Genomic DNA, 23,417 nt, shown 5'->3' with positions numbered 1-23,417 from the left:
GCGTGTCATTGATCGCTTCCGACCAGTTCCGCATCGTTGTCGGCCTCGGCAAGAGCGGCATGTCCCTGGTGCGCTTCCTTGCGCAGCAGGGCGTGCGCTTTGCCGTGGCCGATACGCGCGCGAACCCGCCGGAGCTGGAGACGCTCAAGCGTGATTACCCGCAGGTGGAAGTACGTTGCGGCGAGCTGGATGTGGACTTCCTCTGCCGCGCCTCGGAGCTGTACGTGAGCCCCGGCCTGGCGGTGGCGACTCCGGCGCTGGCCGAAGCGGCGGCGCGTGGGGTGAAACTGTCCGGCGATATCGACCTGTTCGCTCGCCATGCCAAGGCGCCGATCATCGCTATCACGGGTTCCAACGCCAAGAGCACCGTCACCACCCTGGTCGGCGAGATGGCGGCTGCGGCTGGCAAGCGCGTGGCGGTGGGCGGCAATCTCGGTACGCCAGCGCTGGACCTGCTGGCGGATGACGTCGAGCTGTATGTGCTGGAACTGTCCAGCTTCCAGCTGGAAACCACCGATCAGCTCAACGCTGAAGTGGCCACCTGCCTGAACATCAGCGAAGACCACATGGACCGCTACAGCGGTCTGCCTGCCTATCACCTGGCCAAGCATCGAATCTTCCGCGGCGCCCGTCAGGTGGTGATCAACCGTGACGACGCACTGTCGCGTCCGCTGATCGCCGACCAAGTGACCTGCTGGGAATTCGGCCTGGGCAAACCGGACTTCAAGCGCTTCGGCCTGCTCGAAGAGAACGGCGAGAAGTCCCTGGCGTTTCGCTTCGATGCATTGCTGCCGGTGAGCGAGCTGAAGATCCGCGGCGCGCACAATCAGTCCAACGCCCTGGCGGCGCTGGCGCTCGGCCATGCCGTCGGCCTGCCGATGGAGGCGATGCTCGCCACTCTGCGCCAGTTCGCTGGTTTGCCGCACCGCTGCCAGTGGGTCGGTGAGCGCGGCTGCGTGAGCTACTACGATGATTCCAAGGCGACCAACGTCGGTGCGGCGCTGGCAGCCATCGAAGGCCTGGGCGCGGATATCGCCGGTAAGCTGGTACTGATCGCTGGCGGTGACGGTAAAGGCGCCGACTTCTCGGCGCTGAAAAATCCGGTCGCGCGCTTCTGCCGTGCGGTGGTGCTGCTCGGTCGTGATGCCGGGCGCCTTGCCGATGTGTTGGGCGATGCGGCGCCGCTGGTGCGGGTCGAGACCCTTGACGAGGCCGTGCAGCGTTGCAGCGAGTTGGCGGAGGCCGGCGACGCCGTGCTGTTGTCGCCAGCGTGCGCCAGCCTCGACATGTTCAAGAATTTTGAAGAACGCGGGCGGCTGTTCGCCCAGGCCGTGGGAGGGCTGCGCTGATGCTTGGCTTCCTGCGCGTGCGTCCCTCGCCGCTGTTCGGTCGCGGTTTAGATGTCGATTTCCCGATGCTCGCGGGTTGCCTCGGCCTGCTCGGCCTGGGCCTGGTGATGATCACCTCGGCGTCGTCGGAAGTGGCAGCGGCGCTGTCCGGCAACCCGCTGTATCACATGATTCGCCACCTGATTTATCTGGTCATCGGTCTTGGCGCCGCCGGCATCGTGCTGATGATTCCGATGAGCTTCTGGCAGCGCTATGGCTGGATGCTGCTGCTGGCGGCGTTCGGTTTGCTGGTGTTGGTGCTGATTCCCGGCATTGGTCGCGAGGTCAACGGTGCGCGGCGCTGGATCGGCTTCGGCGCGTTCAACGTGCAGCCTTCGGAGATCGCCAAGGTCTTCGTCGTCGTCTACCTGGCCGGCTACCTGGTGCGCCGTCAGGAAGAGGTGCGCGAGAGCTGGATGGGCTTCTTCAAACCGTTCGTGGTACTGCTGCCGATGGCTGGTCTGCTGCTGCTGGAGCCGGACTTCGGCGCCACCGTGGTGATGATGGGCTCGGCCATGGCCATGCTGTTTCTCGGTGGTGTCGGCATGCTGCGCTTCGGCCTGATGGTGGCCCTGGCAGTCGGCGCCGTGTTCGTACTGGTGCAGACTCAGGAATATCGCCTGCAGCGTCTGATCACCTTTACCGACCCCTGGGCCGACCAGTATGGCTCGGGCTACCAGCTGACTCAGGCGCTGATCGCCTTCGGTCGTGGCGAGTGGTTCGGCGTGGGCCTGGGCAACAGTATCCAGAAGCAGTTCTATCTGCCCGAAGCGCACACCGACTTCGTCTTCTCGGTCCTGGCCGAGGAGCTGGGCTTCGTCGGTGCGCTGGCGACTCTGGCACTGTTCGTCTTCGTCTGCGTGCGCGGCCTGTACATCGGCCTGTGGGCCGAGAAGGCCAAGCAGTTCTTCTCCGCCTATGTGGCCTACGGCCTGTCCTTCCTGTGGATCGGCCAGTTCCTGATCAACATCGGCGTGAACACCGGCCTGCTACCAACCAAGGGTCTGACCCTGCCGTTCCTCAGCTACGGCGGCTCGTCGCTGGTGATCTGCTGCGTCAGCCTGGCAGTCCTGCTGCGTATCGAATGGGAGCGGCGCAACGTACTGGGCAACGAGGATATCGAGTTCAGCGAAGAGGATTTCGCCGAGCCGAACAAGGAGGTCGCCCATGCGCGGTAATGTCCTGATCATGGCTGGCGGCACCGGCGGCCACGTGTTCCCGGCGCTGGCCTGCGCGCGCGAGTTCCAGACACGCGGCTATAGCGTGCACTGGCTGGGTACGCCGCGTGGCATCGAGAACGAGCTGGTGCCGCAAGCCGGCTTGCCGCTGCACCTGATCAACGTCAGCGGTCTGCGTGGCAAGAGCAAGCTGTCGTTGCTCAAGGCGCCGTTCCAGTTGCTGCGCTCGCTGCTGCAGGCACGTCGCATCGTGCGCGAGCTGCAGCCGGTGTGCGTGCTGGGCATGGGCGGCTATGTCACTGGCCCGGGCGGCCTGGCCGCGCGCATGGCCGGCGTACCGCTGGTGATTCATGAGCAGAACGCCGTAGCCGGTACCGCCAACCGCCTGTTGTCGCGCATTGCCACGCGTATCTGTGAAGCCTTCCCGAACACCTTCGGTGCATCCGACAAGCGGCGTACCACCGGTAACCCGGTGCGTGAAGAGCTGTTCCTGGAAACGCCGCGCGAGCCGCTGGTCGGTCGCAAGCCGAAACTGCTGGTCCTCGGCGGTAGCTTGGGGGCCGAGCCACTGAACAAATTGTTGCCGGCCGCGCTGGGGAAAATTGCCGCTGACGTCCGTCCGCAGGTGTTCCACCAGGCCGGCAAACAACATGCCGAGATCACTGCGGAGCGTTATCGCGATGCTGCGGTCGAAGCCGAGGTCGCGCCCTTCATCAAGGACATGGCTCGTGCCTACAGCTGGGCCGATCTGGTGGTTTGCCGCGCCGGCGCGTTGACTGTCAGCGAGCTGGCCGCCGCGGGTCTGCCGTCGTTTCTGGTGCCGCTGCCGCACGCCATCGACGACCACCAGAGCCGCAATGCCGAATACCTGGCGAAGGAGGGCGCCGCAGTCCTTCTTGCGCAAAATGCCACTGACGCGGACACGCTTGCCGCGCAGCTCACCGAGGTTCTGATGCACCTGGAAAAACTCAATGTCATGGGCGCCACCGCGCGTCGCCTGGCCAAGCCCGATGCCACCCGCACGGTGGTCGACATCTGCCAGGAGGTGATGCGTGGCTAAGTCGCCTGCAGCGGTCAAGGCCGAAGTACGGCGTATGCGCCGTATCCGCCGCATTCATTTCGTCGGTATCGGCGGTGTGGGCATGTGCGGGATCGCCGAAGTGCTGCTCAACCTGGGTTACGAAGTGTCTGGCTCTGATCTCAAGGCCTCGGCCGTGACCGAGCGCCTGGAAAACTTCGGCGCCACCATCTTCATCGGGCATCGCGCAGAGAATGCCGAGCAGGCTGACGTGCTCGTGGTTTCCAGCGCCGTCAACACCAGCAACCCGGAAGTCGCCACCGCGCTGGAGCGGCGCATTCCGGTGGTGCCACGTGCGGAGATGCTCGCCGAATTGATGCGCTACCGCCATGGCATCGCGGTGGCCGGCACCCATGGCAAGACCACCACCACCAGCCTGCTGGCCTCGGTGTTCGCTGCTGGCGGCCTCGATCCTACTTTCGTCATCGGCGGGCGCCTGAATGCAGCCGGCACCAATGCCCAGCTCGGCTCCAGCCGTTTCCTGATCGCCGAAGCCGACGAGAGTGACGCCAGCTTCCTGCATCTGCAGCCGATGGTCTCGGTGGTCACCAATATCGACGCCGACCACATGAGCACCTATGGCGGCGACTTCAACAAGCTGAAGAAGACCTTCATCGAGTTCCTGCACAACCTGCCGTTCTACGGTCTGGCCGTGCTCTGCGTGGACGATCCGGTGGTGCGTGAGTTGCTGCCGCAGGTCGGCCGTCCGACCGTGACCTACGGCTTCTCCGAAGACGCCGATGTGCGTGCGATCAACGTGCGCCAGGAAGGCATGCGCACCTATTTCACCGTGCTGCGCCCGGACTGCGAGCCGCTGGATGTGTCGGTCAACATGCCGGGCAATCACAACGTGCTCAATGCGCTGGCGACCATCGCCATCGCCACTGACGAAGGCATCGACGATGCCGCCATCGTTGCTGGCCTGTCCGGCTTCCAGGGCGTCGGTCGGCGCTTCCAGGTTTACGGCGAACTGCCGGTGGACGGCGGCAGTGTGATGCTGGTGGATGACTACGGTCATCACCCACGTGAAGTGGCCGCGGTGATCAAGGCCGTACGTGGCGGTTGGCCGGAGCGTCGTCTGGTGATGGTCTATCAACCGCACCGTTACAGCCGTACCCGCGATCTGTACGACGACTTCGTGCAGGTGCTGGGTGAAGCCAATGTACTGCTGCTGGTGGAGGTCTACCCGGCCGGCGAGGAGCCGATTCCCGGTGCCGACAGCCGGCAGATGTGCCACAGCATTCGGCAGCGCGGCCAGCTCGATCCGATCTACGTCGAGCGCGGTGCCGACCTGGCACCGTTGCTCAAGCCGCTGCTGCGTGCCGGCGACATCCTGCTGTGCCAGGGGGCTGGTGATATTGGCGCGGTAGCACCGCAATTGATCAAGCACCCACTGTTCGTGGGGGAGTCGAAATGAGTTTGCACAGTACCCTCGATCCCAAGGCTTTCGGTCGCGTCGCCGTGTTGTTCGGCGGCAAGAGCGCCGAGCGCGAGGTGTCGCTGAAGTCCGGCAATGCCGTGCTCAGCGCCCTGCAGGCGGCTGGCGTGGACGCCTTCGGCATCGACGTGGGTGATGATTTCCTGGCCCGTTTGAACAGCGAGAAGATCGACCGCGCCTTCATCGTGCTGCACGGCCGCGGTGGCGAGGACGGCTCAATGCAGGGCCTGCTTGAGTGCGCCGGCATTCCTTATACCGGTAGCGGCATCCTCGCTTCGGCGCTGGCTATGGACAAGCTGCGGACCAAACAGGTCTGGCACAGCCTCGGCCTGCCGACGCCGCGCCATGCCGTGCTGACTTCGCAGGTCGATTGCGAGGCTGCCGCCACTGAACTGGGCTTCCCGCTGATCGTCAAACCGGCCCACGAAGGCTCGAGCATCGGCATGGCCAAGGTCGAGAGCGTCGAGGCGCTGGTCGCTGCCTGGCAGGACGCGGCCCGCTACGACAGCCAGGTGCTGGTCGAGCAGTGGATCGCCGGGCCCGAGTACACCATCGCCGTGTTGCGTGGTGAAGTGCTGCCGCCCATCGGCCTCGGTACACCGCACACCTTCTACGACTACGACGCCAAGTACCTGGCCGATGACACCCAGTACCGGATTCCCTGCGGCCTGTCCGCGGAGAAGGAAGCCGAGTTGAAGTCGCTCACCGCACGTGCCTGCGAGGCCGTAGGCACTCAGGGCTGGGCGCGCGCCGATGTGATGCAGGATGCCAGTGGCCAGTTCTGGCTGCTGGAAGTGAACACCGTACCGGGCATGACCGATCACAGCCTGGTGCCTATGGCCGCGCGCGCCGCCGGCCTGGATTTCCAGCAACTGGTGCTGGCGATCCTGGCCGACAGCGTCGAGGCGAGGGGTTAAGTCATGACAGTGGCTTTACGTCATCAGGACACGCTGAGGGCTCCGTTGCGCGGTAAGCCCGCGCCTCGTGGCGCCAGCCGCCTGGTGGCCAAGGAGCCGATGCGCCTGCGCATGCCCAAGCCGGATTTTTCCTGGGTCGGGCGTTTGCTCTGGCCGCTGCTGCTGGTGGGGCTGGGCTTTGGCGCCTATGAAGGTGCGCAGCGTCTGCTGCCTTACGCCGACCGCCCGATCGCGCGCATCAGCGTGCAGGGTGATCTGGCCTACGTCAGCCAGCAGGCGGTGCAGCGGCGGATCGCGCCATTCATCGAGGCGAGCTTCTTCAGTGTCGACCTGCGCGGCATGCGCGAAGAGCTTGAGCGCATGCCCTGGATTGCCCACGCCGAAGTGCGTCGCGTCTGGCCGGATCAGATCGACGTGCGTCTGGAAGAACAACTGCCCATCGCCCGCTGGGGTGACGAGGCGCTGCTCAACAACCAGGGCCAGGCCTTCGCGCCGCAGGAGCTGGACAACTACCAGCACCTGCCGCAGCTGTCCGGCCCGAAGCGGGCGCAGCCGAAGGTGATGCAGCAATACCAGATGCTCAGCCAGTTGCTGCGGCCGATGGGCTTCACCGTGGTCGGGCTGCAACTGCGTGAACGTGGCAGCTGGTTCCTCTCGGCCACCGAGAATGCCAGCGGCCAGCGTATCGACATCCTGCTGGGACGTGATCACGTGGTGGAAAAAATGCGTCGGTTCGCCGCCATCTACGAGCGGGAGCTGAAGGAACAGAGCGCGAACATCGCGCGCATCGACCTGCGTTATGCCAACGGCCTGGCCGTGGCCTTGCGTGAGCCGGTGGAGCCGGCTGCGGCCGAGCAGAAAGTGAATTGAGGAGAGGCAGGACTAATGAATAGCGCGCAGAGCGGCAAGATGATCGTTGGCCTGGACATCGGCACCTCCAAGGTGGTGGCGCTGGTGGGCGAGGTGACGGCCGACGGCCAGCTGGAAATCGTCGGTATCGGCACTCATCCGTCGCGCGGGCTGAAGAAGGGTGTGGTGGTCAATATCGAGTCCACCGTGGCCTCGATCCAGCGCGCCGTTGAAGAAGCCCAGCTGATGGCCGGCTGCCGCATCCATTCGGCCTTCGTCGGCCTCGCCGGCAATCACATCCGCAGCCTCAACAGCCACGGTATCGTCGCCATCCGTGATCGTGAAGTGAGCCCGGCTGACATCGAACGTGTGCTCGACGCCGCGCAGGCCGTGGCGATTCCCGCGGACCAGCGCGTGCTGCACACCCTGGCGCAGGATTACGTGATCGATAACCAGGAAGGCGTGCGCGAGCCGCTGGGCATGTCCGGGGTGCGCCTGGAGGCCAAGGTGCACGTGGTCACCTGCGCCGTGAATGCCGCACAGAACATCGAGAAGTGCGTGCGCCGCTGCGGTCTGGAAGTCGACGACATCATCCTCGAGCAGCTTGCATCCGCTTATTCGGTACTGACCGAGGACGAGAAGGAACTGGGCGTGTGCCTGGTGGACATCGGCGGCGGCACCACCGATATCGCCATCTTCACCGAAGGTGCGATTCGCCACACCGCGGTGATTCCGATTGCTGGTGACCAGGTTACCAACGATATCGCCATGGCCCTGCGTACGCCGACCCAGTACGCCGAGGAAATCAAGATTCGCTACGCCTGCGCCTTGGCCAAGTTGGCCGGTGCTGGCGAAACCATCAAGGTGCCTAGCGTCGGTGATCGTCCGCCGCGTGACCTATCGCGTCAGTCCCTGGCTGAAGTGGTCGAGCCGCGTTACGACGAGCTGTTCACCCTGGTGCAGGCCGAGCTGCGCCGCAGCGGCTACGAAGACCTGATTCCCGCCGGCATCGTCATGACTGGCGGCACTGCGAAGATGGAAGGCGCGGTGGAGCTGGCCGAGGAAATTTTCCACATGCCGGTTCGACTGGGCGTACCGCACAGCGTCAAGGGTATGGGCGACGTGGTGCGCAACCCGATTTATTCCACCGGTGTGGGTTTGCTGTTGTACGGGCTGCAGAAGCAGAACGACGGCATTTCCATGTCGGTGGGCAGTCCTTACCAGGACGAAAACAAAACCCCGGTACTCGAACGCATCAAGCGTTGGGTGCAAGGCAATTTCTAAATTTGCAGTAGGCGTTACAACTAGAAAGGAAGGAGAGGGATCATGTTCGAACTAGTAGATAACATTCCGCAAAGCGCGGTTATCAAAGTAATCGGTGTCGGTGGTGGCGGCGGTAACGCAGTCAATCACATGGCGGTCAGCAACATCGAGGGTGTCGAGTTCATCTGCGCCAACACCGATGCGCAGGCGCTGAAGAACATTGGCGCACGTACCGTGCTGCAGCTCGGCCCGGGCGTGACCAAGGGCCTGGGCGCTGGCGCCAATCCGGAAGTCGGTCGTCAGGCCGCGCTGGAAGATCGCGAGCGCATCGCTGAAGTGCTGCAAGGCACCGACATGGTGTTCATCACCACCGGCATGGGTGGCGGTACTGGTACCGGTGCTGCGCCGGTCATCGCCGAGGTGGCCAAGGAACTGGGCATCCTCACCGTGGCCGTGGTCACCCGCCCGTTCCCGTTCGAAGGCAAGAAGCGCATGGTCATCGCCGATGAAGGCATTCGCGCGCTGTCCGAGAGCGTCGACTCGCTGATCACCATCCCCAACGAAAAACTGCTGACCATCCTCGGCAAGGACGCCAGCCTGCTGTCCGCCTTCGCCAAGGCTGACGACGTGCTGGCCGGTGCCGTGCGCGGTATCTCCGACATCATCAAGCGTCCGGGCATGATCAACGTCGACTTCGCCGACGTGAAAACCGTGATGAGCGAAATGGGCATGGCGATGATGGGCACTGGCTGCGCCAGCGGTCCGAACCGTGCGCGTGAAGCCACCGAAGCGGCCATCCGCAACCCGCTGCTGGAAGACGTTAATCTGCAGGGCGCTCGCGGCATCCTGGTGAATATCACCGCCGGTCCTGACCTGTCCCTGGGCGAGTACTCCGACGTGGGTAGCATCATCGAGCAGTTCGCTTCCGAGCACGCCACCGTCAAGGTCGGCACCGTGATCGACGCCGACATGCGCGACGAACTGCATGTCACCGTGGTCGCTACCGGTCTCGGCGCGCGCATGGAGAAGCCGGTCAAGGTGGTCGACAACACCGTTCAGGTCGCCGTCAGCCAGCCGGTTGCCCAGCAGCCTGCCGCGCAGCCGCGCAGCGAGCAGTCGGTCAACTACAAGGACTACGAGCGTCCGACTGTGCAGCGCCAGAGCCACGGTGGCGCCGCCACTGCAGCCAAGCTCAATACCCAGGATGATCTCGATTACCTGGATATCCCGGCTTTCCTGCGTCGCCAGGCTGATTGATGGAATTTATCAGGAGCATATGGGCGATTGGTGTTCAGCAAAGGTCGGTTCTGCTATTATTTCCAGCCATTGTTGAAAACAATTCGCAACTAGCGATATAGCGGCCAAGCCATGATCAGACAACGCACCCTGAAAAACATCATCCGTGCCACCGGCGTTGGCCTGCATTCGGGGGAGAAGGTTTACCTGACCCTGAAGCCGGCTCCGGTGGATACCGGTATCGTGTTTCGTCGTACCGACCTCGACCCCGTGGTGGAAATCCGCGCGCTGGCCGGGAATGTCGGTGAAACCACCATGTCGACCACATTGATCAATGGTGATGTCAAGGTGGATACGGTAGAGCATCTGCTTTCGGCCATGGCAGGCCTGGGCATCGATAACGCCTACGTCGAGCTCTCCGCGTCCGAAGTACCGATCATGGATGGCAGTGCTGGTCCCTTTGTGTTCCTGATTCAATCCGCTGGCCTGCAGGAGCAGGAAGCGCCGAAGAAGTTCATCCGCATCCTGCGTGAGGTGACTGTGGAGGAGGGCGATAAGCGCGCTACCTTCGTACCTTTCGACGGTTTCAAGGTGAGCTTCGAGATCGACTTCGATCACCCCGTGTTCCGCAATCGCACGCAGAGCGCCAGTGTGGATTTCTCCAGTACGTCTTTCGTCAAGGAAGTCAGCCGGGCCCGCACCTTCGGTTTCATGCGTGACATCGAGTTCCTGCGATCGCAGAACCTGGCGCTCGGCGGCAGTGTGGAGAACGCCATCGTGGTCGACGAACATCGTGTGCTCAATGAAGACGGCCTGCGTTACGAGGACGAATTCGTCAAACACAAGATTCTCGATGCCATCGGTGACCTGTACCTGCTGGGTAACAGCCTGATCGGCGAGTTCAAGGGCCTCAAGTCTGGTCACGCGCTCAACAATCGTTTGCTGCGCACGTTGATTGAGCAGACTGATGCCTGGGAAATGGTGACCTTCGAGGACGCCAAACTCGCACCGATCTCTTACATGCGCCCGGTTGCTGCGGTGTAAATACACTCTCTTTCCAGCTTCAATTGAGGCCACCTTCGGGTGGCCTTTTTTATGGCGCGTGGTTGAGTCGGTGGTGAGTGCTGCAACGATTCATGGCGCCAATCATCTGGCGAAAGCGGCAAAAAAGACGTTTGCCGACGAACGGAATGAGGGGTCATTCGTCTTTCTGCGTATGGCTGGCCAGGCGCTCAAGCGCGGCGCGTAACCTGGGGTCGCTGATGCCTTCGGCTGTCGCCTGGATGCTTTGTGCGGCGCTATTGGACAGGTGCAGGGTGCGAACGGTTCCACGATTCTGGCCCCCTTGAGGTTGCACCTTGAACATGATTTTCGTTAAGGTCGCGAACTCTTCGAGTGCCTGTAGTTGTCGTTGCAGTCTTCTTTGCTGATAACGCAGGCGTGTTGCCCAGTGGCCATCGGTCACGATCAATAGCAAGCAGCCGTCTCGCCAGGAGGCTACATGACAGTGTTCCCGGGCGGCAGGCTGTAGCTGGCTATCGACAAGACGCTGTAGGTGAGTAAGGCGTTGCGCCTGACCGAACAGCGCTTTCAGGGGCTTGGCTTCGCGTAACAGCTTAGCGGGTGCCTGAGCCGGCAAGGGACGAAACGTCATGGCAGGAAGCCTTAAGTTGCAGAGCCGTCATGGTAGCAGAGCGTGCTGCCGGCCTGTGCTCTGCGAAAAGGGGAAGCCATGCATATCATTCTGCTAAATAGCCGTCACGGTTCGGCGCGAACAATCCATCTAAACCTGCGCTGGTTGCTGCTGTCGGTTGTCCTGCTGCTGGTCCTCAGCCTGGGTGCTGGTGCTGCAATGGGCGCCAAGTGGTTGACCACCGAGCCGGTGGTCGACACCTCGCTGGCCGAAGCACTCGATCTGCAGCGTGAACAGGTTGGCGTGGTACGCCAGGACGCACAACGTCAGCTCGACGCCTTTGCCGTGCATGTCGCGGAGCTGCAGGCGCGCCTCACGCGGCTCGATGCTCTGGGCGAGCGCCTGACCGAATTGGCGGAGCTGGACGCAGGCGAGTTCGATTTTTCCCTCAGTGTCGGGCAGGGCGGCGCGGAAGATGCGCTGGGCGCTTCGGCCTATGCACCGCCACCTTTCATGAGCGCGCTTGACAGCCTTGCGCTGCGAGTGGAAAGCCGCGAGCAGCAGTTGGAAGTGCTGGAGCAGCTGCTTGGCGAGCGTCGCCTGAGTGAAGCTGAAACACTTTCTGGTCGCCCGGTTTTGCAAGGTTATGTGTCGTCGCCTTTCGGGCGTCGCGTGCACCCGCTGACCGGTCGCGTGAGTGTCCACAAGGGTGTCGACTTCGCCTCCAAGCCGGGGAGCGATGTGGTGTCGGTGGCGGCGGGTATCGTCACCTTCTCCGGCAAGAAGAACGGTTATGGCAACGTGGTTGAGATCAGTCACGCCGATGGCTACGTCACCCTCTATGCCCACAACCAGAGCAACACTGTGCAGATCGGTGATCTGGTGCAGCGCGGCGAGACCATCGCCAAGGTCGGTCGCAGTGGTCGCTCCACCGGTTATCACGTGCATTTCGAAGTCAGCAAGGATGGCCGACAGGTCAATCCTGCCCTTTATATCGCGCGCGCCAACGGCGTCGAGTGAGTCGGGGCAACAGGCTGACCTTGAATTGACAGCATTCATCCCCATATAAAGTTTTACGCCGCGTCCCTGGCTGACCGGGGATGCGTGGCCTGCGCCATTATGCGGCAGCAACGGGCTGACAACGTCACTTTCCTCCCTGAGTTTTCCGGGTAGAATGCCCCCTTTGCCCGCAGCCATGCTGGCTGCCATGGTCGCGATTTGCGCCGACCTCCATCCATTCGCCGGAAGATCCTGTCGATATGTTTGCGCCTCTGTTTAAAAAACTTTTCGGAAGCAAGAATGAGCGTGAAGTCAAACGCTTGGTCAAGGCGGTGCAGTCCGTCAACGTCCTCGAAGAGCAGATGATCGCCCTGTCGGACGAGCAACTGCGTAGCAAGACCGAAGAGTTCAAGGGCCGTTTGGCTCAGGGCGAAACCCTCGATAAGCTGCTTCCCGAAGCCTTCGCTGTGGCCCGTGAGGCCGGTAAGCGAGTGATGGGCATGCGCCACTTCGATGTGCAGCTGATCGGCGGTATGGCCCTGCATGAGGGCAAGATTGCCGAGATGCGTACCGGTGAGGGCAAGACCCTGGTAGGTACCCTGGCGGTCTACCTCAACGCGCTGTCCGGCAAGGGCGTGCACGTGGTCACGGTCAACGAATACCTGGCCCGCCGCGACGCCAACTGGATGCGTCCGCTGTATGAGTTCCTCGGCCTGACCGTGGGTATCGTCACCCCCTTCCAGCCGCCTGAAGAGAAACGTGCTGCTTACGCCGCCGACATCACCTATGGCACCAACAACGAATTCGGTTTCGATTACCTGCGTGACAACATGGCCTTCAGCCTGGAAGACAAATTCCAGCGCGAGTTGAATTTCGCCGTGATCGACGAAGTCGACTCCATCCTCATCGACGAAGCCCGTACCCCGCTGATCATCTCTGGTCAGGCTGAAGACAGCTCCAAGCTGTACATCGAGATCAACAAGCTGATCCCGCGCCTCAAGCAGCACATCGAGGAAGAGGAAGGCGTGGTGACTCAGGAAGGTCACTACAAGGTCGACGAGAAAACCCGCCAGGTCGAGCTCAACGAAGCTGGCCACCAGTATGTCGAAGAGATGCTTACCGCTGCAGGCCTGTTGGCTGAAGGCGAGAGCCTCTATTCCGCGCACAACCTTGGCTTGCTGACCCATGTTTACGCCGGCCTGCGCGCGCACAAGCTGTTCAATCGCAATGTCGAGTACATCGTGCAGAACGGTCAGGTGATCCTGATCGACGAGCACACCGGCCGTACCATGCCGGGCCGCCGCCTCTCCGAGGGCCTGCACCAGGCCATCGAAGCGAAGGAAGGGGTGAATATCCAGGCCGAGAGCCAGACCCTCGCCTCGACCACCTTCCAGAACTACTTCCGTCTCTACAACAAGCTGTCCGGCATGACCGGTACCGCCGACACCGAGGCCTTCGAGTTCCGTCAGATCTACGGTCTGGACGTGATGGTCATCCCGACCAACAAGCCGATTGCGCGTAAGGACTTCAACGACCTGGTTTATCTGACCCAGGAAGAGAAGTACCAGGCGATCATCGCCGACATCAAGGATTGCCAGGCCCAGGGCCGGCCGATCCTGGTGGGTACCGCCACCATCGAGACCTCCGAGTACGTCAGTCAGTTGCTGAATCAGGCAGGCATCGAGCACAAGGTTCTCAACGCCAAGTTCCACGACAAGGAAGCCGAGATCATCGCCCAGGCCGGTCGTCCGGGCGCACTGACCATTGCCACCAACATGGCGGGTCGTGGTACCGACATTCTTCTCGGCGGTAACTGGGAAGTGGAAGTGGCAGCGCTGGAAAACCCCACCGACGAGCAAATCGCGCAGATCAAGAGCGAGTGGCAGAAGCGTCACCAGCAGGTGATCGAAGCCGGCGGCCTGCATGTGATCGCCTCCGAGCGCCACGAATCGCGTCGTATCGACAACCAGTTGCGTGGTCGTGCCGGTCGTCAGGGTGACCCGGGCTCCAGCCGCTTCTACCTGTCGCTGGAAGACAACCTGATGCGTATCTTCGCCTCGGATCGGGTGAAGAATTTCATGAAGGCCCTCGGCATGCAGTCCGGCGAGGCCATCGAGCATCGCATGGTCACCAACGCCATCGAGAAGGCACAGCGCAAGGTCGAGGGGCGTAACTTCGACATGCGTAAGCAACTGCTCGAATTCGACGACGTGGCCAACGAGCAGCGCAAGGTGATCTACCACATGCGCAACAGCCTGCTGGCTGCCGAGAGCGTTGGCGACACCATCGCCGAGTTCCGCGAGGAAGTGCTGACCACCGCAGTCAACAACCATATTCCGCCGCAGTCTATGCCGGAGCAGTGGGATGTCGCCGGTCTGGAGTCCACCCTGCAGAGCGATTTTGGCATCAAGCTACCGATCCAGCAGTGGCTGGATGAAGACGACAAGCTGTACGAAGAAACCCTGCGTGAGCGCATCCTTGCCGAACTGCTGGCTGCCTACAACGAGAAGGAAACCCAGGCCAGCGCGGAGGCTCTGCGTACCTTCGAGAAGCAGATTCTGCTGCGTGTGCTGGACGATCTGTGGAAAGACCACCTGTCGACCATGGATCACCTGCGTCACGGGATTCACCTGCGTGGCTACGCGCAGAAGAACCCCAAGCAGGAATACAAGCGCGAGTCCTTCGCCCTGTTCCAGGAGCTGTTGGAGTCGATCAAACGCGATGCCATCCGCGTGCTCAGCCACGTTCAGGTGCGGCGCGAAGATCCGGCCGAAGAAGAAGCTCGTCTGCGCCGCGAAGCCGAAGCCATGGCCGAGCGCATGCAGTTCCAGCACGCCGAGGCCTCGGCACTGGCGGCTGAAGAGAACGATGGCGAAGAAGGCGACGTTGCGATGGCCGCCGCTCCGGTACGTGCCGAGCAGAAGGTTGGCCGTAACGAGCCGTGCCCTTGCGGTTCGGGTAAGAAGTACAAGCACTGCCACGGTCAGATCGGCTGATCGGACCGCTTGCAGTGGCGGGCGCTTCGGCTATGCTGCCAGCGCCCTGACAACGCCGCGAACGGCCCAGCCGCTCGCGGCGTTTTACCATCTCATTCGGTCGCCGAAGCGATCACCGTATATCTGAAGGAGCGCATCTCATGGCTGTTGGTCTTGGCCCGCTGTCTACCCTGCACCCGGTTCCTGGTTTCGAGCTCGGTATCGCCTCGGCCGGCATCAAGCGTCCTGGGCGCAAGGATGTGGTGGTGATGCGCTGTGCCGAAGGCTCGCGTATCGCCGGGGTGACCACCACCAACGCCTTCTGCGCGGCACCTGTGCTGATCACGCGCGAGCGCCTGGGTGGCGAAGTGCGTTACCTGCTGACCAATACCGGCAATGCCAACGCGGGTACCGGCGCCGATGGCCTGGCCCGTGCGCGCCGCGCCTGCGCCCGCCTGGCCGAGCTGACCGGTGTGGCCGAAAGCGCCGTGCTGCCGTTTTCCACCGGGGTTATCGGTGAGCCGCTGCCGGTGGAGAAGATCGAATCCGCGCTGCAGGCTGCACTGGACGATCTCAAGACCGACAACTGGGAAGCTGCCGCCACCGGCATCATGACCACCGACACCCTGCCCAAGGGTGCCAGCCGCCAGTTCCAGCACGATGGCGTGACCGTCACCGTTACCGGTATCAGCAAGGGCGCCGGCATGATTCGTCCGAACATGGCTACCATGCTCGGCTATATCGCCACCGACGCCAAGGTCGCCCAGGGTGTGCTGCAGGATCTGGTGCGCGACGCGGCCAACAAGTCGTTCAACCGCATCACCATCGACGGCGACACCTCGACCAACGACTGCTGCATGCTGATCGCTACCGGCCAGGTCGCACTGCCTGAGATCAGCGACGCCTCCGGTGAGCTGTTCGCCAAGCTCAAGCAGGCGGTGTTCGAAGTGTGCATGGTAGTGGCGCAGGCCATCGTCCGTGACGGTGAAGGCGCGACCAAGTTTGTTACCGTGCAGGTCAACGGCGGTGGCACCCATCAGGAGTGCCTGGACGTGGCTTATGCAGTGGCCCATTCGCCGCTGATCAAGACCGCGCTGTTCGCCTCCGATCCCAACTGGGGGCGTATCCTCGCTGCTGTCGGCTATGCCGGCGTACCGCAACTGGATGTGAGCAAGATCGACGTTTTCCTCGGCGAAGTCTGCATCGCCAGCAAGGGTTGCCGTGCGACCACCTATACCGAAGAGCAGGGCGCAGCGGTGATGGCGCGTGAGGAGATCACCATCCGTATCGAGCTGGGTCGCGGCAGCTGCAGCGAGACCATCTGGACCACCGACCTGTCCCACGAGTACGTCAAGATCAACGCCGAATACCGCACCTGATCAGTCCCGGCCGTCCATTATTCCCGCGCCTCATGACCCCATGACGCGCGGGAATTTGCTATTCGGGGGGCGGGCTTTTAACGTCGATCGACTTCGGGGTATTTCCAGGAACGTAGGCGAGGACACGCGAGATGGCACTGCAACTGGTGATTGGTGACAGGAACTATTCCTCCTGGTCTCTGCGTGCGGCGCTGGCGGTCGATCTGGCCGGTGCCGACTGCGAAGAGCTGCGGGTGCGTTTGTTTCAGCCAGACAGTCGCGCACAACTGTTGCGTTATTCGCCCACCGGCAAGGTGCCGGTTCTGCTGACTGAGCAAGGGGCGGTGTGGGACTCCCTGGCGATTGCCGAGTACCTGGCCGAGTGTTATCCAGAAGCGCAGTTGTGGCCGCAGGAGCGGCAGGCCCGCGCGCTGGCGCGCAGTATCTGTGCGGAGATGCACAGCGGCTTCACGGCGCTGCGCAGTCATCTGCCCATGGACCTGGCGCGGGACAAGGCGCTGGCCGAACTGCCTGACGAGGCGCAGGCCGATATCGATCGCATCTGCGCGATCTGGGCTGGCTGCCGTGAGCGATACGCCAGTACCGGCAACTATCTGTTCGGCCAGGCCAGCATCGCCGATGCCTTCTACGCGCCGGTCGCCGCGCGACTGCGCAGCTATCGTGTGGCGCTACCGACAGCAGCTGCGGCTTATGTCGAAACCATCTATCGCTGGCCGGCGTTCCAACGCTGGTATCAGGCAGCATTGCAGGAGGTAAAGGGGTGAAGCGTGTTCATGTCGCCGCAGCGGTGATTCGGGGTGTCGATGGACGCATCCTGATTGCCAAGCGCCCGCAGGATAAGCACCAGGGTGGTCTGTGGGAGTTTCCCGGCGGCAAGGTGGAAGAGGGCGAGGCAGTGCGCGTCGCCCTCGACCGTGAGTTGCAGGAAGAGCTTGGCATCCGTCCGCAAGCGGCGCGTGCGCTGATTCAGATTCGCCACGATTACCCGGACAAGCAGGTGTTGCTGGACGTCTGGGAAGTCTTGACCTTCAGCGGTGAGCCACATGGCGCAGAAGGCCAGCCGCTGGCCTGGGTCAGCGAGCGGCAACTTCCGGAGTACGAGTTTCCCGCTGCCAACAAGCCCATAGTCGCCGCCGCGCGCCTGCCAGATCGTTACCTGATCACCCCGGACGGCCTGGAACCGAGCGAGCTGCTGGCCGGCATCCGCAGTGCCCTGGCGCAGGGTGTCCGGTTGATTCAGCTGCGTGCGCCGAACATGTTCGACCCGCAGTACCGCGACCTGGCTGTCGACGTGCAGGGCCTGTGCGCCGGCAAGGCGCAACTGATGCTCAAGGGACCGCTGGAATGGCTGGGCGACTTTCCGGCGGCAGGCTGGCACCTGACTGCCGAGCAGTTGCGCAAGCATGCCGCTGGCGGCCGGCCTTTCCCGGAGCATCGCTGGCTGGCAGCCTCCTGCCACAGTGCCGAGGAGCTGGCGTTGGCAGCGCAGATGGGTGTGGATTTCGTCACCCTGTCGCCGGTGCAGGCGACCGCAACGCATCCCGAAGCACTGCCGCTGGGTTGGGAGGCAGCAAGCGAGATGCTGACCCATTTCAACCTGCCGGCTTACCTGTTGGGCGGTATCGGCCCGGCCGATATCGAGCGCGCCTGGCAGATTGGCGCCCAGGGCGTTGCGGGCATCCGCGCATTCTGGCCGTAGGGCGGACTCAGGAGCCTAGGCGAACAGTCCGCCGGTGGCTCTGCAACCCATCATCGTATTCCAGAATGGCGTACTGCTCCGCGAGTACGCCCTACGACCCTGTATGCACGGTCGGTAGGAGCGGATTTATCCGCGAAGAGCGGATGGCGCCGAGTCTGCGATGACCGCGAATGAATTCGCTATAGGTCTGGCGCACTTCTACGGCTTGTCTGCGGCTTTCCACAGTACTTCGGCCACGCCCTGGCGCCTGGCAATCAGACGGGCAGCCACGAACAGCAGGTCGGATAGGCGATTGACGTAGGCCAGGCCCTCGGCGCGCAGCGGCTCAACGGCATTGAGATGCTGGCAACGGCGCTCGGCGCTGCGGGCAAAGCTGCGGCAGACATGAGCCTGGGCGATCAGCCTGGAGCCGCCGGGCAGGATGAAGTTCTCCAACGGCCCGACCTCATCGTTCCAGCGATCGATAACAGCCTCCAGACGTTCGATTTCCTCTGGCTGCAGGGCTTGGTACTCGGGCATCGCCAGTTCGCCGCCAAGATCGAACAGGCGATGCTGGCAGGGGCTCAACACCTCGCTGATCTCCTTGAGGCCGGGGCTGGCCGCTGCGGCTTCATCGAGGCCGGCGAGCAGCAGGCCCAGCTGGCTGTTTAGCGTATCCAGTTCACCGATGGCTTCGATGCGCGGATGGTCCTTGCCGACTCGACGGCCATCGGCGAGGCCGGTTTCGCCCTTGTCGCCGGTGCGGGTGTAGATCTTCGAAAGGCGAAAGCCCATGGTTCAGAGTCCTGTGTGCTCGGGCAGCGAAGCCAGTGGCAGGCGCAGGGTGAAACAGGTGCCCTGGCCCGGCGTGGAGTGCACCTCCATTTGCCCTTTGTGGTTGTTGGTGACGATGAAATAGGAGACCGCCAGGCCGAGTCCGGTGCCCTGGCCAACCTCCTTGGTGGTGAAGAAGGGTTCGAAGATGCGCTTGCGCACGGCTTCGCTCATGCCCGTGCCGTTGTCTTCCACCTGCACTTCTGCCCAGTTGCCGGCTTGTCGGGTGCGCAGGATGATGCGGCCGGGCTCGGCCTCTTCGTCGCGCTGGTGGATGGCCTGGGCGGCATTTTTCAACAGGTTGAGCAGCACCTGTTCCAGTTCGTTGGCGGTACCGGCTACCGGCCCCAGCAGCGGGTCGAACTGGCGCACGATTTCCAGCGTCTTGAAATCGAAGCTGTCGGCCAGGTCGAAGTCATTGCCGGCGATCTCCAGCGCCTGGTCGATCAGCGCCGGCAGATCGCAGGGCGAGAGCTGGCGGTCACTGCGTCGGCTGAAGCTGAGCATGTGGCTGACGATCTTGGCGGCGCGCTGGCCGGCCTGCTGGATACCGTCGAGCAGGCGCGGTATCTCGCGCGCTTCCATGTAGTGCTGGATGGCGGCCAGGCTGACACCCGCCTGTTCGGCCTGTTCGAGATTCTTCTCCAGGTCCGGTGACAGACGTCGGCGAATGTTCTGCACGTTGTGCAGGATGGCGCCGAGCGGGTTGTTGATCTCGTGTGCCATGCCTGCGGCCAGGCCGCCGACCGAGAGCATCTTTTCCGACTGCACCATCATTTCTTCGAGAGCCAGGCGCTGGGTGATGTCGTCGATGCGGATCACCACACCGCGCCCGGCACCACCCATCAGTGGGTAGAAGGTCAGGGCGTAGTGATGGGGCTCTTCGTCCTTGTGCCAGGTTACGCGCTCGATCTTTTCCACCCTGTGCTGTTCGGCGGTGCGCTTGAGTTGGGGGAGGAACGGCTTGAGTGGTGGAAAGGCGAGGAACACTGGCTGGTTCAGAGCCTCTTCCAGGCGCGTGCCGGATAGCGTGCTGGCCTCCTGATTCCACTGCGTTACGTACAGCTGCTCGTCGAGGGCAATCAGCGCCGAAGGCATGGAGTCGATGATGCTGTTGAGGTAATTCTGGAAGCCGGTGAGCTTCTTCTCGATCTTGCTGCGCACCTGGACTTCCAGCTCCAGCTTGCGGTTGGAGTGGCGGGTTTCCTCGGCCAGGCTCTGTGCCTGATCGAAGGCCTGCTGGGCGTCGTCGCGCGCGCGTTTGAGTTGCTGTTCACGCGCTTCCATGCGCATCAGCATGGTATTGAAGGCGTCGGCCAGGCTACCGATTTCATCCTGGTGACCGCGGTTGGCGCGCAGCGCATAGTTTTCTTCGCGGGTAACCTGGCGGGACAGTTCCTCCAGGCGGCGGATGGGCTTGGTTACCAGGCGTTTGATCTGTTTGGCCACCAGCAGCCAGAGCAGCACACTGAACGCCAGGATTACCAGGCTGGCGGTCAGGGTGCCGGTATAGAAGACGCTGGGCAGCTCGCTGGACGCGACCAGCAGCAGCGCTCCGGGGCGACCGCTGGGGTGCGGCAGGTCAACCAGCAGGTTGGTGCGAAAGGCGGTGTCACGCCAGTTCTGCAGTTGGCTGAGCTGTTGTGGCAGCTGCAGTTTTTCCCCTCGCTGCAGTTGTGCCAGGCTGTTGCCGTTGCTGTCATAGATGACCGCTGCACGCAGCGGCGCATAATCGTCCAGGCGCTTGAGCACGGCCTCGGCCGAGGCTGATGAGTGCAGGGCCTCCTTGCTCAGTGTCGGACTGGCGATGAGTCGACCCAGAGTGTGCAGGGCCTGTGGCGCCATGCTCTCCTGGGTGATCCAGTAGGCTGCGCTGATGAACGCCAGGTTGGCCACCAGCATCACCGCGGCGAGCAGCACCAGCAGCGCGGCAAGCAGTTTGCGGCCAACCGGCAGGTTTTCGAGGCGCTGACGCAATCTCATGAGCTTATCGCTGTGGCGAGTAGAGCGGGCAGGTTAGCGCGCCAGGGCTGTCATTGCCACGGCCTGGCCCGCTAGTTCACTGGCAGGCCACGTGCTTGCAGATGCTCAAGCAAGCGCTGTTGCACATGCTGCAGGTGCGGCAACTGCAACCCATGGCGCTGCGCAGCGGCACAGGCGTAGCCAAGCAGATAACTGATCTCGGTGCGGCGACCCAGGGCTACATCCTGGTGCATGGAGGAGTAGTTTGCCGCGGTGGCATGAATCACCCGTTGCACTTCCTCGTGCAGGTTGTCCGCCGCAGCCGGTTGGCCACAGAGCTGCAGCAGCTCCGTGAGTTCAGTGCACAGGATGGCGACTTCGGCCGGGTGTTCGCTCAGGCCGCCATTGCGACAGTCGTGCAGCACAGTGAGCGGGTTGATCGCGCAATTGAGCGCCAGCTTGCGCCACAGGCGCGCGAGGATATCCGTGCTCCACTGGTGGGCGATGCCGGCGCGCTGCAGGTCGTCCAGCCAGGCTGGCGGCTGGGGATTGTTCGGGTCGCCCAGCCAGTTGTAGCCGTTGCCGGCGAAAACCACCTGAAAGTCGGCAGGGCGAAAGGCCCCTTCGGTGCTGGAGACGAACAGGCAACGCTGTCTGGGTAGGCGTTGGGCGACTTCATCCTGGCTGCCTAGTCCGTTCTGCAACAGCAGCAGTTCGGCGCCCGGGGCCAGACGCTCGGCGATGGTCGCCACCGCGCTTTGCGCGTCATAGGCCTTGCAAGCCAGCAGCAGGCGATGGATGGGCGCGTCGGCCTGTGGTAACTCCGCGGCAATGGCGTACTGCTGGGCCTGGCCCGCTTCGATCAGGGTCAGGCCGCCGGCCTGCTGGTAGGCCGCGAGGCGTTGCCGGTTGCGCAGAATCAACCTGACCGGCAGACCGGCACGGGCCAGACGCGCAGCCCACAGGCTGCCGAGGCTACCGGCGCCGAGGATGTGCCAGGTCACGGCAGAGGCAGGCGCATGGCTGCGACGCGACCGCTGGCGTAGGACTCGGCCAGCAGCTTTTGTGCATGCAGGATCAGTTGCTCGGGGTCGTTGGGCAGTGCCTTTGCATCGATGCCGACCAGGCTGATACCAGCCTTGAGGGTGATGAAGCCTTCACTGGTCTTGAATGCCTTGAGGTTCAGCCCCTCGTGCAGACGCTTGAAACTGCTCGGCGAGCATTCCTGCAGATCCTCGAGCAGCGTGATCAGGCCAAAATGGTTGTCATCCAGACGGGTCAGCACATCCAGCGGCCTGACCAGCTGCTGCAGGCGGCGGGCGGCACTGCGCAGCAGCTCGTTGAAGAAGCGTTCTCCATACTGGCTACGCAGCTGCGTGGCTTCGGGCAGGCCTATCAACAGGTAGCAGACGGCGCCGCCGCGTGATTCGATCTGGCGCAAGCTGTCGGAGAGCTTCTGCCGCAAATAGCGCGGGTTGCCCAGCCCCGTCAGCGGGTCGACCAGGTTGCGGCGCTCCAGGCTGGCGACATTCTGCGTGAGCATGCGGTTTTCGTGCAGCAGGCGCTGCAGGGTATTGCACAACCGGTCGGCGGCGTACACACGTGGCACCAGCTGCTCGTTCATGGCCGCCTTGCTGATGAAGTCATCGACGCCACGGTCGAAGGCTTCGCCCAGCACGTTTTCGCCTTCCTTGCCGGTCAGCAGGATGATGTAGGTGTAGTGATCGGCCGTCTCATCCAGCTGGCGTACCCGCGCGGTCAGTTCCAGGCCGTCGATCTCGGGCATCAGCCAGTCGGCCAGCAATACGCTGGCCGGGCGCTGCTCCAGCTGCTGCAGGGCTTCGCTGGCGCTGCTGGCAAAGCGCACGTCCTGGTAGCCAGCCTGGCTCAGTGCACGGCCAATCATGGCGCTGGAGAACTTGGCGTCGTCCACCACCAGGATGCTGAGATGGGGGTTGGGCATGGTACTGGCTCGCAGGCAGGAGGTAAGGACGCCAAACGGCGTTTATCAGACTGGTTATAATGAGGCCGCCATAGTTATCGTCAAGTCAGGCGCGTTCACTCCGTGAAGAGGATCGCGCCGTCCATCAGGAGCCCACTCATGCCTTCGTTCGACGTCGTGTCCGAACTGGATAAACACGAACTGACCAATGCGGTCGATAACGCCATCAAGGAACTCGACCGCCGTTTCGACCTGCGCGGCAAGTGCAGCATCGAGAGCAAGGACAAGGCGCTGACCTTGACCGCCGAAGCCGAATTCATGCTCGAGCAGATGCTCGACATCGTGCGCAGCAGTCTGGTCAAGCGCAAGATCGACTGCCAGTGCATGGAAACCAAGGAGCCCTATGCCTCGGGCAAGGTGATGAAGCAGGAAGTCACCTTTCGTGAAGGCATCGACAAGGAGCTGGCGAAGAAGATCGTCGCTCACATCAAGGACGCCAAGCTCAAGGTGCAGGCCGCCATCCAGGGCGAGCAGGTACGCGTGACCGGCAAGAAACGTGACGATCTGCAGGAAGCCATCGCCCTGCTGCGCGGTCACGAGTTCGGCATGCCGCTACAGTACAACAACTTCCGCGATTGAACCTTTGTGATGCTGAGGCGTCGCAGGCT

Annotated in this window: 20 protein-coding genes; 15 read left to right on the top strand and 5 right to left on the bottom strand. The window is 62.8% G+C overall.

From position 1 onward, the window contains the following. Positions 1–2: 2 nt before the first annotated feature. From murD to lpxC, 9 genes are all read left to right on the top strand, one after another. Positions 3–1,349, top strand: a complete 1,347-nt coding sequence (murD, locus tag AAEQ75_RS03365; RefSeq protein ID WP_343352322.1) for a UDP-N-acetylmuramoyl-L-alanine--D-glutamate ligase — start codon at positions 3–5, stop codon at positions 1,347–1,349. Further along, entirely contained in the window at positions 1,349–2,566 is a 1,218-nt protein-coding gene (gene ftsW, locus AAEQ75_RS03360) for a putative lipid II flippase FtsW (RefSeq protein ID WP_099522447.1), read from the top strand. The genes murD and ftsW overlap by 1 nt, the downstream gene beginning before the upstream one ends. After that, positions 2,556–3,626 carry an undecaprenyldiphospho-muramoylpentapeptide beta-N-acetylglucosaminyltransferase gene (murG, locus tag AAEQ75_RS03355; protein WP_343350886.1) on the top strand — a complete coding sequence of 357 codons (1,071 nt, stop codon included), beginning with the start codon at positions 2,556–2,558 and terminating at the stop codon, positions 3,624–3,626. The genes ftsW and murG overlap by 11 nt, the downstream gene beginning before the upstream one ends. 34 nt (positions 3,627–3,660) lie before the next feature. After that, on the top strand, positions 3,661–5,061 hold the full coding sequence (gene murC, locus AAEQ75_RS03350; protein WP_343352320.1) for a UDP-N-acetylmuramate--L-alanine ligase: 1,401 nt from the start codon (positions 3,661–3,663) through the stop codon (positions 5,059–5,061). After that, positions 5,058–5,999: a D-alanine--D-alanine ligase gene (locus AAEQ75_RS03345; protein WP_313402709.1), complete on the top strand. Its 942-nt coding sequence runs from the start codon at positions 5,058–5,060 to the stop codon at positions 5,997–5,999. The genes murC and AAEQ75_RS03345 overlap by 4 nt, the downstream gene beginning before the upstream one ends. 3 nt (positions 6,000–6,002) lie before the next feature. Beyond that, a complete protein-coding gene (locus AAEQ75_RS03340) occupies positions 6,003–6,869 on the top strand; it encodes a cell division protein FtsQ/DivIB (RefSeq protein ID WP_343350885.1) in 867 nt (288 codons plus the stop codon). Positions 6,870–6,884: 15 nt separating this feature from the next. Further along, on the top strand, positions 6,885–8,132 hold the full coding sequence (ftsA, locus tag AAEQ75_RS03335) for a cell division protein FtsA (protein ID WP_084341758.1): 1,248 nt from the start codon (positions 6,885–6,887) through the stop codon (positions 8,130–8,132). A gap of 42 nt (positions 8,133–8,174) precedes the next feature. Next, positions 8,175–9,368: a cell division protein FtsZ gene (gene ftsZ, locus AAEQ75_RS03330; RefSeq protein ID WP_084341757.1), complete on the top strand. Its 1,194-nt coding sequence runs from the start codon at positions 8,175–8,177 to the stop codon at positions 9,366–9,368. Between the two features lie 111 nt (positions 9,369–9,479). Then, positions 9,480–10,391, top strand: a complete 912-nt coding sequence (gene lpxC, locus AAEQ75_RS03325) for a UDP-3-O-acyl-N-acetylglucosamine deacetylase (protein ID WP_108233555.1) — start codon at positions 9,480–9,482, stop codon at positions 10,389–10,391. A gap of 154 nt (positions 10,392–10,545) precedes the next feature. Here lpxC and AAEQ75_RS03320 read toward each other — a convergent pair whose 3' ends face one another. Beyond that, positions 10,546–11,001, bottom strand: a complete 456-nt coding sequence (locus tag AAEQ75_RS03320; protein ID WP_125873812.1) for a DUF721 domain-containing protein — start codon at positions 10,999–11,001, stop codon at positions 10,546–10,548. Positions 11,002–11,079: 78 nt separating this feature from the next. Between AAEQ75_RS03320 and AAEQ75_RS03315 the strand changes: the two genes are divergently transcribed. The 5 genes from AAEQ75_RS03315 to AAEQ75_RS03295 all read left to right on the top strand — a co-directional run bounded on the left by AAEQ75_RS03315 (position 11,080) and on the right by AAEQ75_RS03295 (position 18,032). Beyond that, positions 11,080–12,000 (top strand): M23 family metallopeptidase, encoded by a 921-nt coding sequence (locus AAEQ75_RS03315; protein ID WP_125873811.1) that lies wholly within the window; start codon positions 11,080–11,082, stop codon positions 11,998–12,000. A 239-nt stretch (positions 12,001–12,239) separates the two neighbouring features. Next, positions 12,240–14,975, top strand: coding sequence for a preprotein translocase subunit SecA (gene secA, locus AAEQ75_RS03310; RefSeq protein WP_343350884.1), 2,736 nt, complete (start codon positions 12,240–12,242; stop codon positions 14,973–14,975). 140 nt (positions 14,976–15,115) lie between these two features. Then, positions 15,116–16,333 (top strand): bifunctional glutamate N-acetyltransferase/amino-acid acetyltransferase ArgJ, encoded by a 1,218-nt coding sequence (gene argJ / locus AAEQ75_RS03305; protein WP_343350883.1) that lies wholly within the window; start codon positions 15,116–15,118, stop codon positions 16,331–16,333. A gap of 131 nt (positions 16,334–16,464) precedes the next feature. Next, positions 16,465–17,097: a glutathione S-transferase family protein gene (locus AAEQ75_RS03300; protein WP_125873809.1), complete on the top strand. Its 633-nt coding sequence runs from the start codon at positions 16,465–16,467 to the stop codon at positions 17,095–17,097. Continuing rightward, the gene (locus AAEQ75_RS03295; protein WP_017361314.1) at positions 17,094–18,032 is read left to right on the top strand and encodes a Nudix family hydrolase; all 939 of its coding nucleotides are present in this window, start codon (positions 17,094–17,096) and stop codon (positions 18,030–18,032) included. The genes AAEQ75_RS03300 and AAEQ75_RS03295 overlap by 4 nt, the downstream gene beginning before the upstream one ends. Before the next feature lie 198 nt (positions 18,033–18,230). Here the strand turns inward: AAEQ75_RS03295 and AAEQ75_RS03290 are convergent, their stop codons facing one another. The 4 genes from AAEQ75_RS03290 to AAEQ75_RS03275 all read right to left on the bottom strand — a co-directional run bounded on the left by AAEQ75_RS03290 (position 18,231) and on the right by AAEQ75_RS03275 (position 22,770). Then, complete coding sequence (locus AAEQ75_RS03290) at positions 18,231–18,806, bottom strand: cob(I)yrinic acid a,c-diamide adenosyltransferase (protein WP_041976995.1); 576 nt, start codon at positions 18,804–18,806, stop codon at positions 18,231–18,233. Positions 18,807–18,809: 3 nt separating this feature from the next. Continuing rightward, positions 18,810–20,828 carry a HAMP domain-containing sensor histidine kinase gene (locus AAEQ75_RS03285; RefSeq protein WP_017361312.1) on the bottom strand — a complete coding sequence of 673 codons (2,019 nt, stop codon included), beginning with the start codon at positions 20,826–20,828 and terminating at the stop codon, positions 18,810–18,812. Positions 20,829–20,899: 71 nt separating this feature from the next. Then, positions 20,900–21,811: a putative 2-dehydropantoate 2-reductase gene (locus AAEQ75_RS03280; RefSeq protein ID WP_143506910.1), complete on the bottom strand. Its 912-nt coding sequence runs from the start codon at positions 21,809–21,811 to the stop codon at positions 20,900–20,902. After that, entirely contained in the window at positions 21,808–22,770 is a 963-nt protein-coding gene (locus AAEQ75_RS03275; protein WP_143506909.1) for a response regulator, read from the bottom strand. Before AAEQ75_RS03275 ends, AAEQ75_RS03280 begins: the two co-directional genes overlap by 4 nt. Positions 22,771–22,908: 138 nt before the next feature. On the opposite strand from AAEQ75_RS03275, the gene AAEQ75_RS03270 reads away from it, so the two are divergent. Then, positions 22,909–23,388 (top strand): YajQ family cyclic di-GMP-binding protein, encoded by a 480-nt coding sequence (locus AAEQ75_RS03270; RefSeq protein ID WP_013714167.1) that lies wholly within the window; start codon positions 22,909–22,911, stop codon positions 23,386–23,388. The last annotated feature ends 29 nt before the right edge of the window (positions 23,389–23,417 follow it).

The organism is Pseudomonas sediminis, from assembly GCF_039555755.1.
GTDB classification, from domain to species: Bacteria; Pseudomonadota; Gammaproteobacteria; order Pseudomonadales; family Pseudomonadaceae; genus Aquipseudomonas; species Aquipseudomonas mendocina_D.
Note: the sequence above shows the minus strand (reverse complement) of the source record. Positions and strands in the feature narration are given on the sequence as shown.

Bases quoted from the DNA above. Each gene is read 5' to 3' on its own strand.
- ftsW (WP_099522447.1), top strand. From the start codon at position 1,349: ATGCTTGGCTTCCTGCGCGTGCGTCCCTCGCCGCTGTTCGGTCGCGGT.
- murG (WP_343350886.1), top strand. From the start codon at position 2,556: ATGCGCGGTAATGTCCTGATCATGGCTGGCGGCACCGGCGGCCACGTG.
- murC (WP_343352320.1), top strand. From the start codon at position 3,661: ATGCGCCGTATCCGCCGCATTCATTTCGTCGGTATCGGCGGTGTGGGC.
- AAEQ75_RS03345 (WP_313402709.1), top strand. From the start codon at position 5,058: ATGAGTTTGCACAGTACCCTCGATCCCAAGGCTTTCGGTCGCGTCGCC.
- AAEQ75_RS03340 (WP_343350885.1), top strand. From the start codon at position 6,003: ATGACAGTGGCTTTACGTCATCAGGACACGCTGAGGGCTCCGTTGCGC.
- ftsA (WP_084341758.1), top strand. From the start codon at position 6,885: ATGAATAGCGCGCAGAGCGGCAAGATGATCGTTGGCCTGGACATCGGC.
- ftsZ (WP_084341757.1), top strand. From the start codon at position 8,175: ATGTTCGAACTAGTAGATAACATTCCGCAAAGCGCGGTTATCAAAGTA.
- lpxC (WP_108233555.1), top strand. From the start codon at position 9,480: ATGATCAGACAACGCACCCTGAAAAACATCATCCGTGCCACCGGCGTT.
- AAEQ75_RS03320 (WP_125873812.1), bottom strand. From the start codon at position 11,001: ATGACGTTTCGTCCCTTGCCGGCTCAGGCACCCGCTAAGCTGTTACGC.
- AAEQ75_RS03315 (WP_125873811.1), top strand. From the start codon at position 11,080: ATGCATATCATTCTGCTAAATAGCCGTCACGGTTCGGCGCGAACAATC.
- secA (WP_343350884.1), top strand. From the start codon at position 12,240: ATGTTTGCGCCTCTGTTTAAAAAACTTTTCGGAAGCAAGAATGAGCGT.
- argJ (WP_343350883.1), top strand. From the start codon at position 15,116: ATGGCTGTTGGTCTTGGCCCGCTGTCTACCCTGCACCCGGTTCCTGGT.
- AAEQ75_RS03300 (WP_125873809.1), top strand. From the start codon at position 16,465: ATGGCACTGCAACTGGTGATTGGTGACAGGAACTATTCCTCCTGGTCT.
- AAEQ75_RS03290 (WP_041976995.1), bottom strand. From the start codon at position 18,806: ATGGGCTTTCGCCTTTCGAAGATCTACACCCGCACCGGCGACAAGGGC.
- AAEQ75_RS03285 (WP_017361312.1), bottom strand. From the start codon at position 20,828: ATGAGATTGCGTCAGCGCCTCGAAAACCTGCCGGTTGGCCGCAAACTG.
- AAEQ75_RS03275 (WP_143506909.1), bottom strand. From the start codon at position 22,770: ATGCCCAACCCCCATCTCAGCATCCTGGTGGTGGACGACGCCAAGTTC.
- AAEQ75_RS03270 (WP_013714167.1), top strand. From the start codon at position 22,909: ATGCCTTCGTTCGACGTCGTGTCCGAACTGGATAAACACGAACTGACC.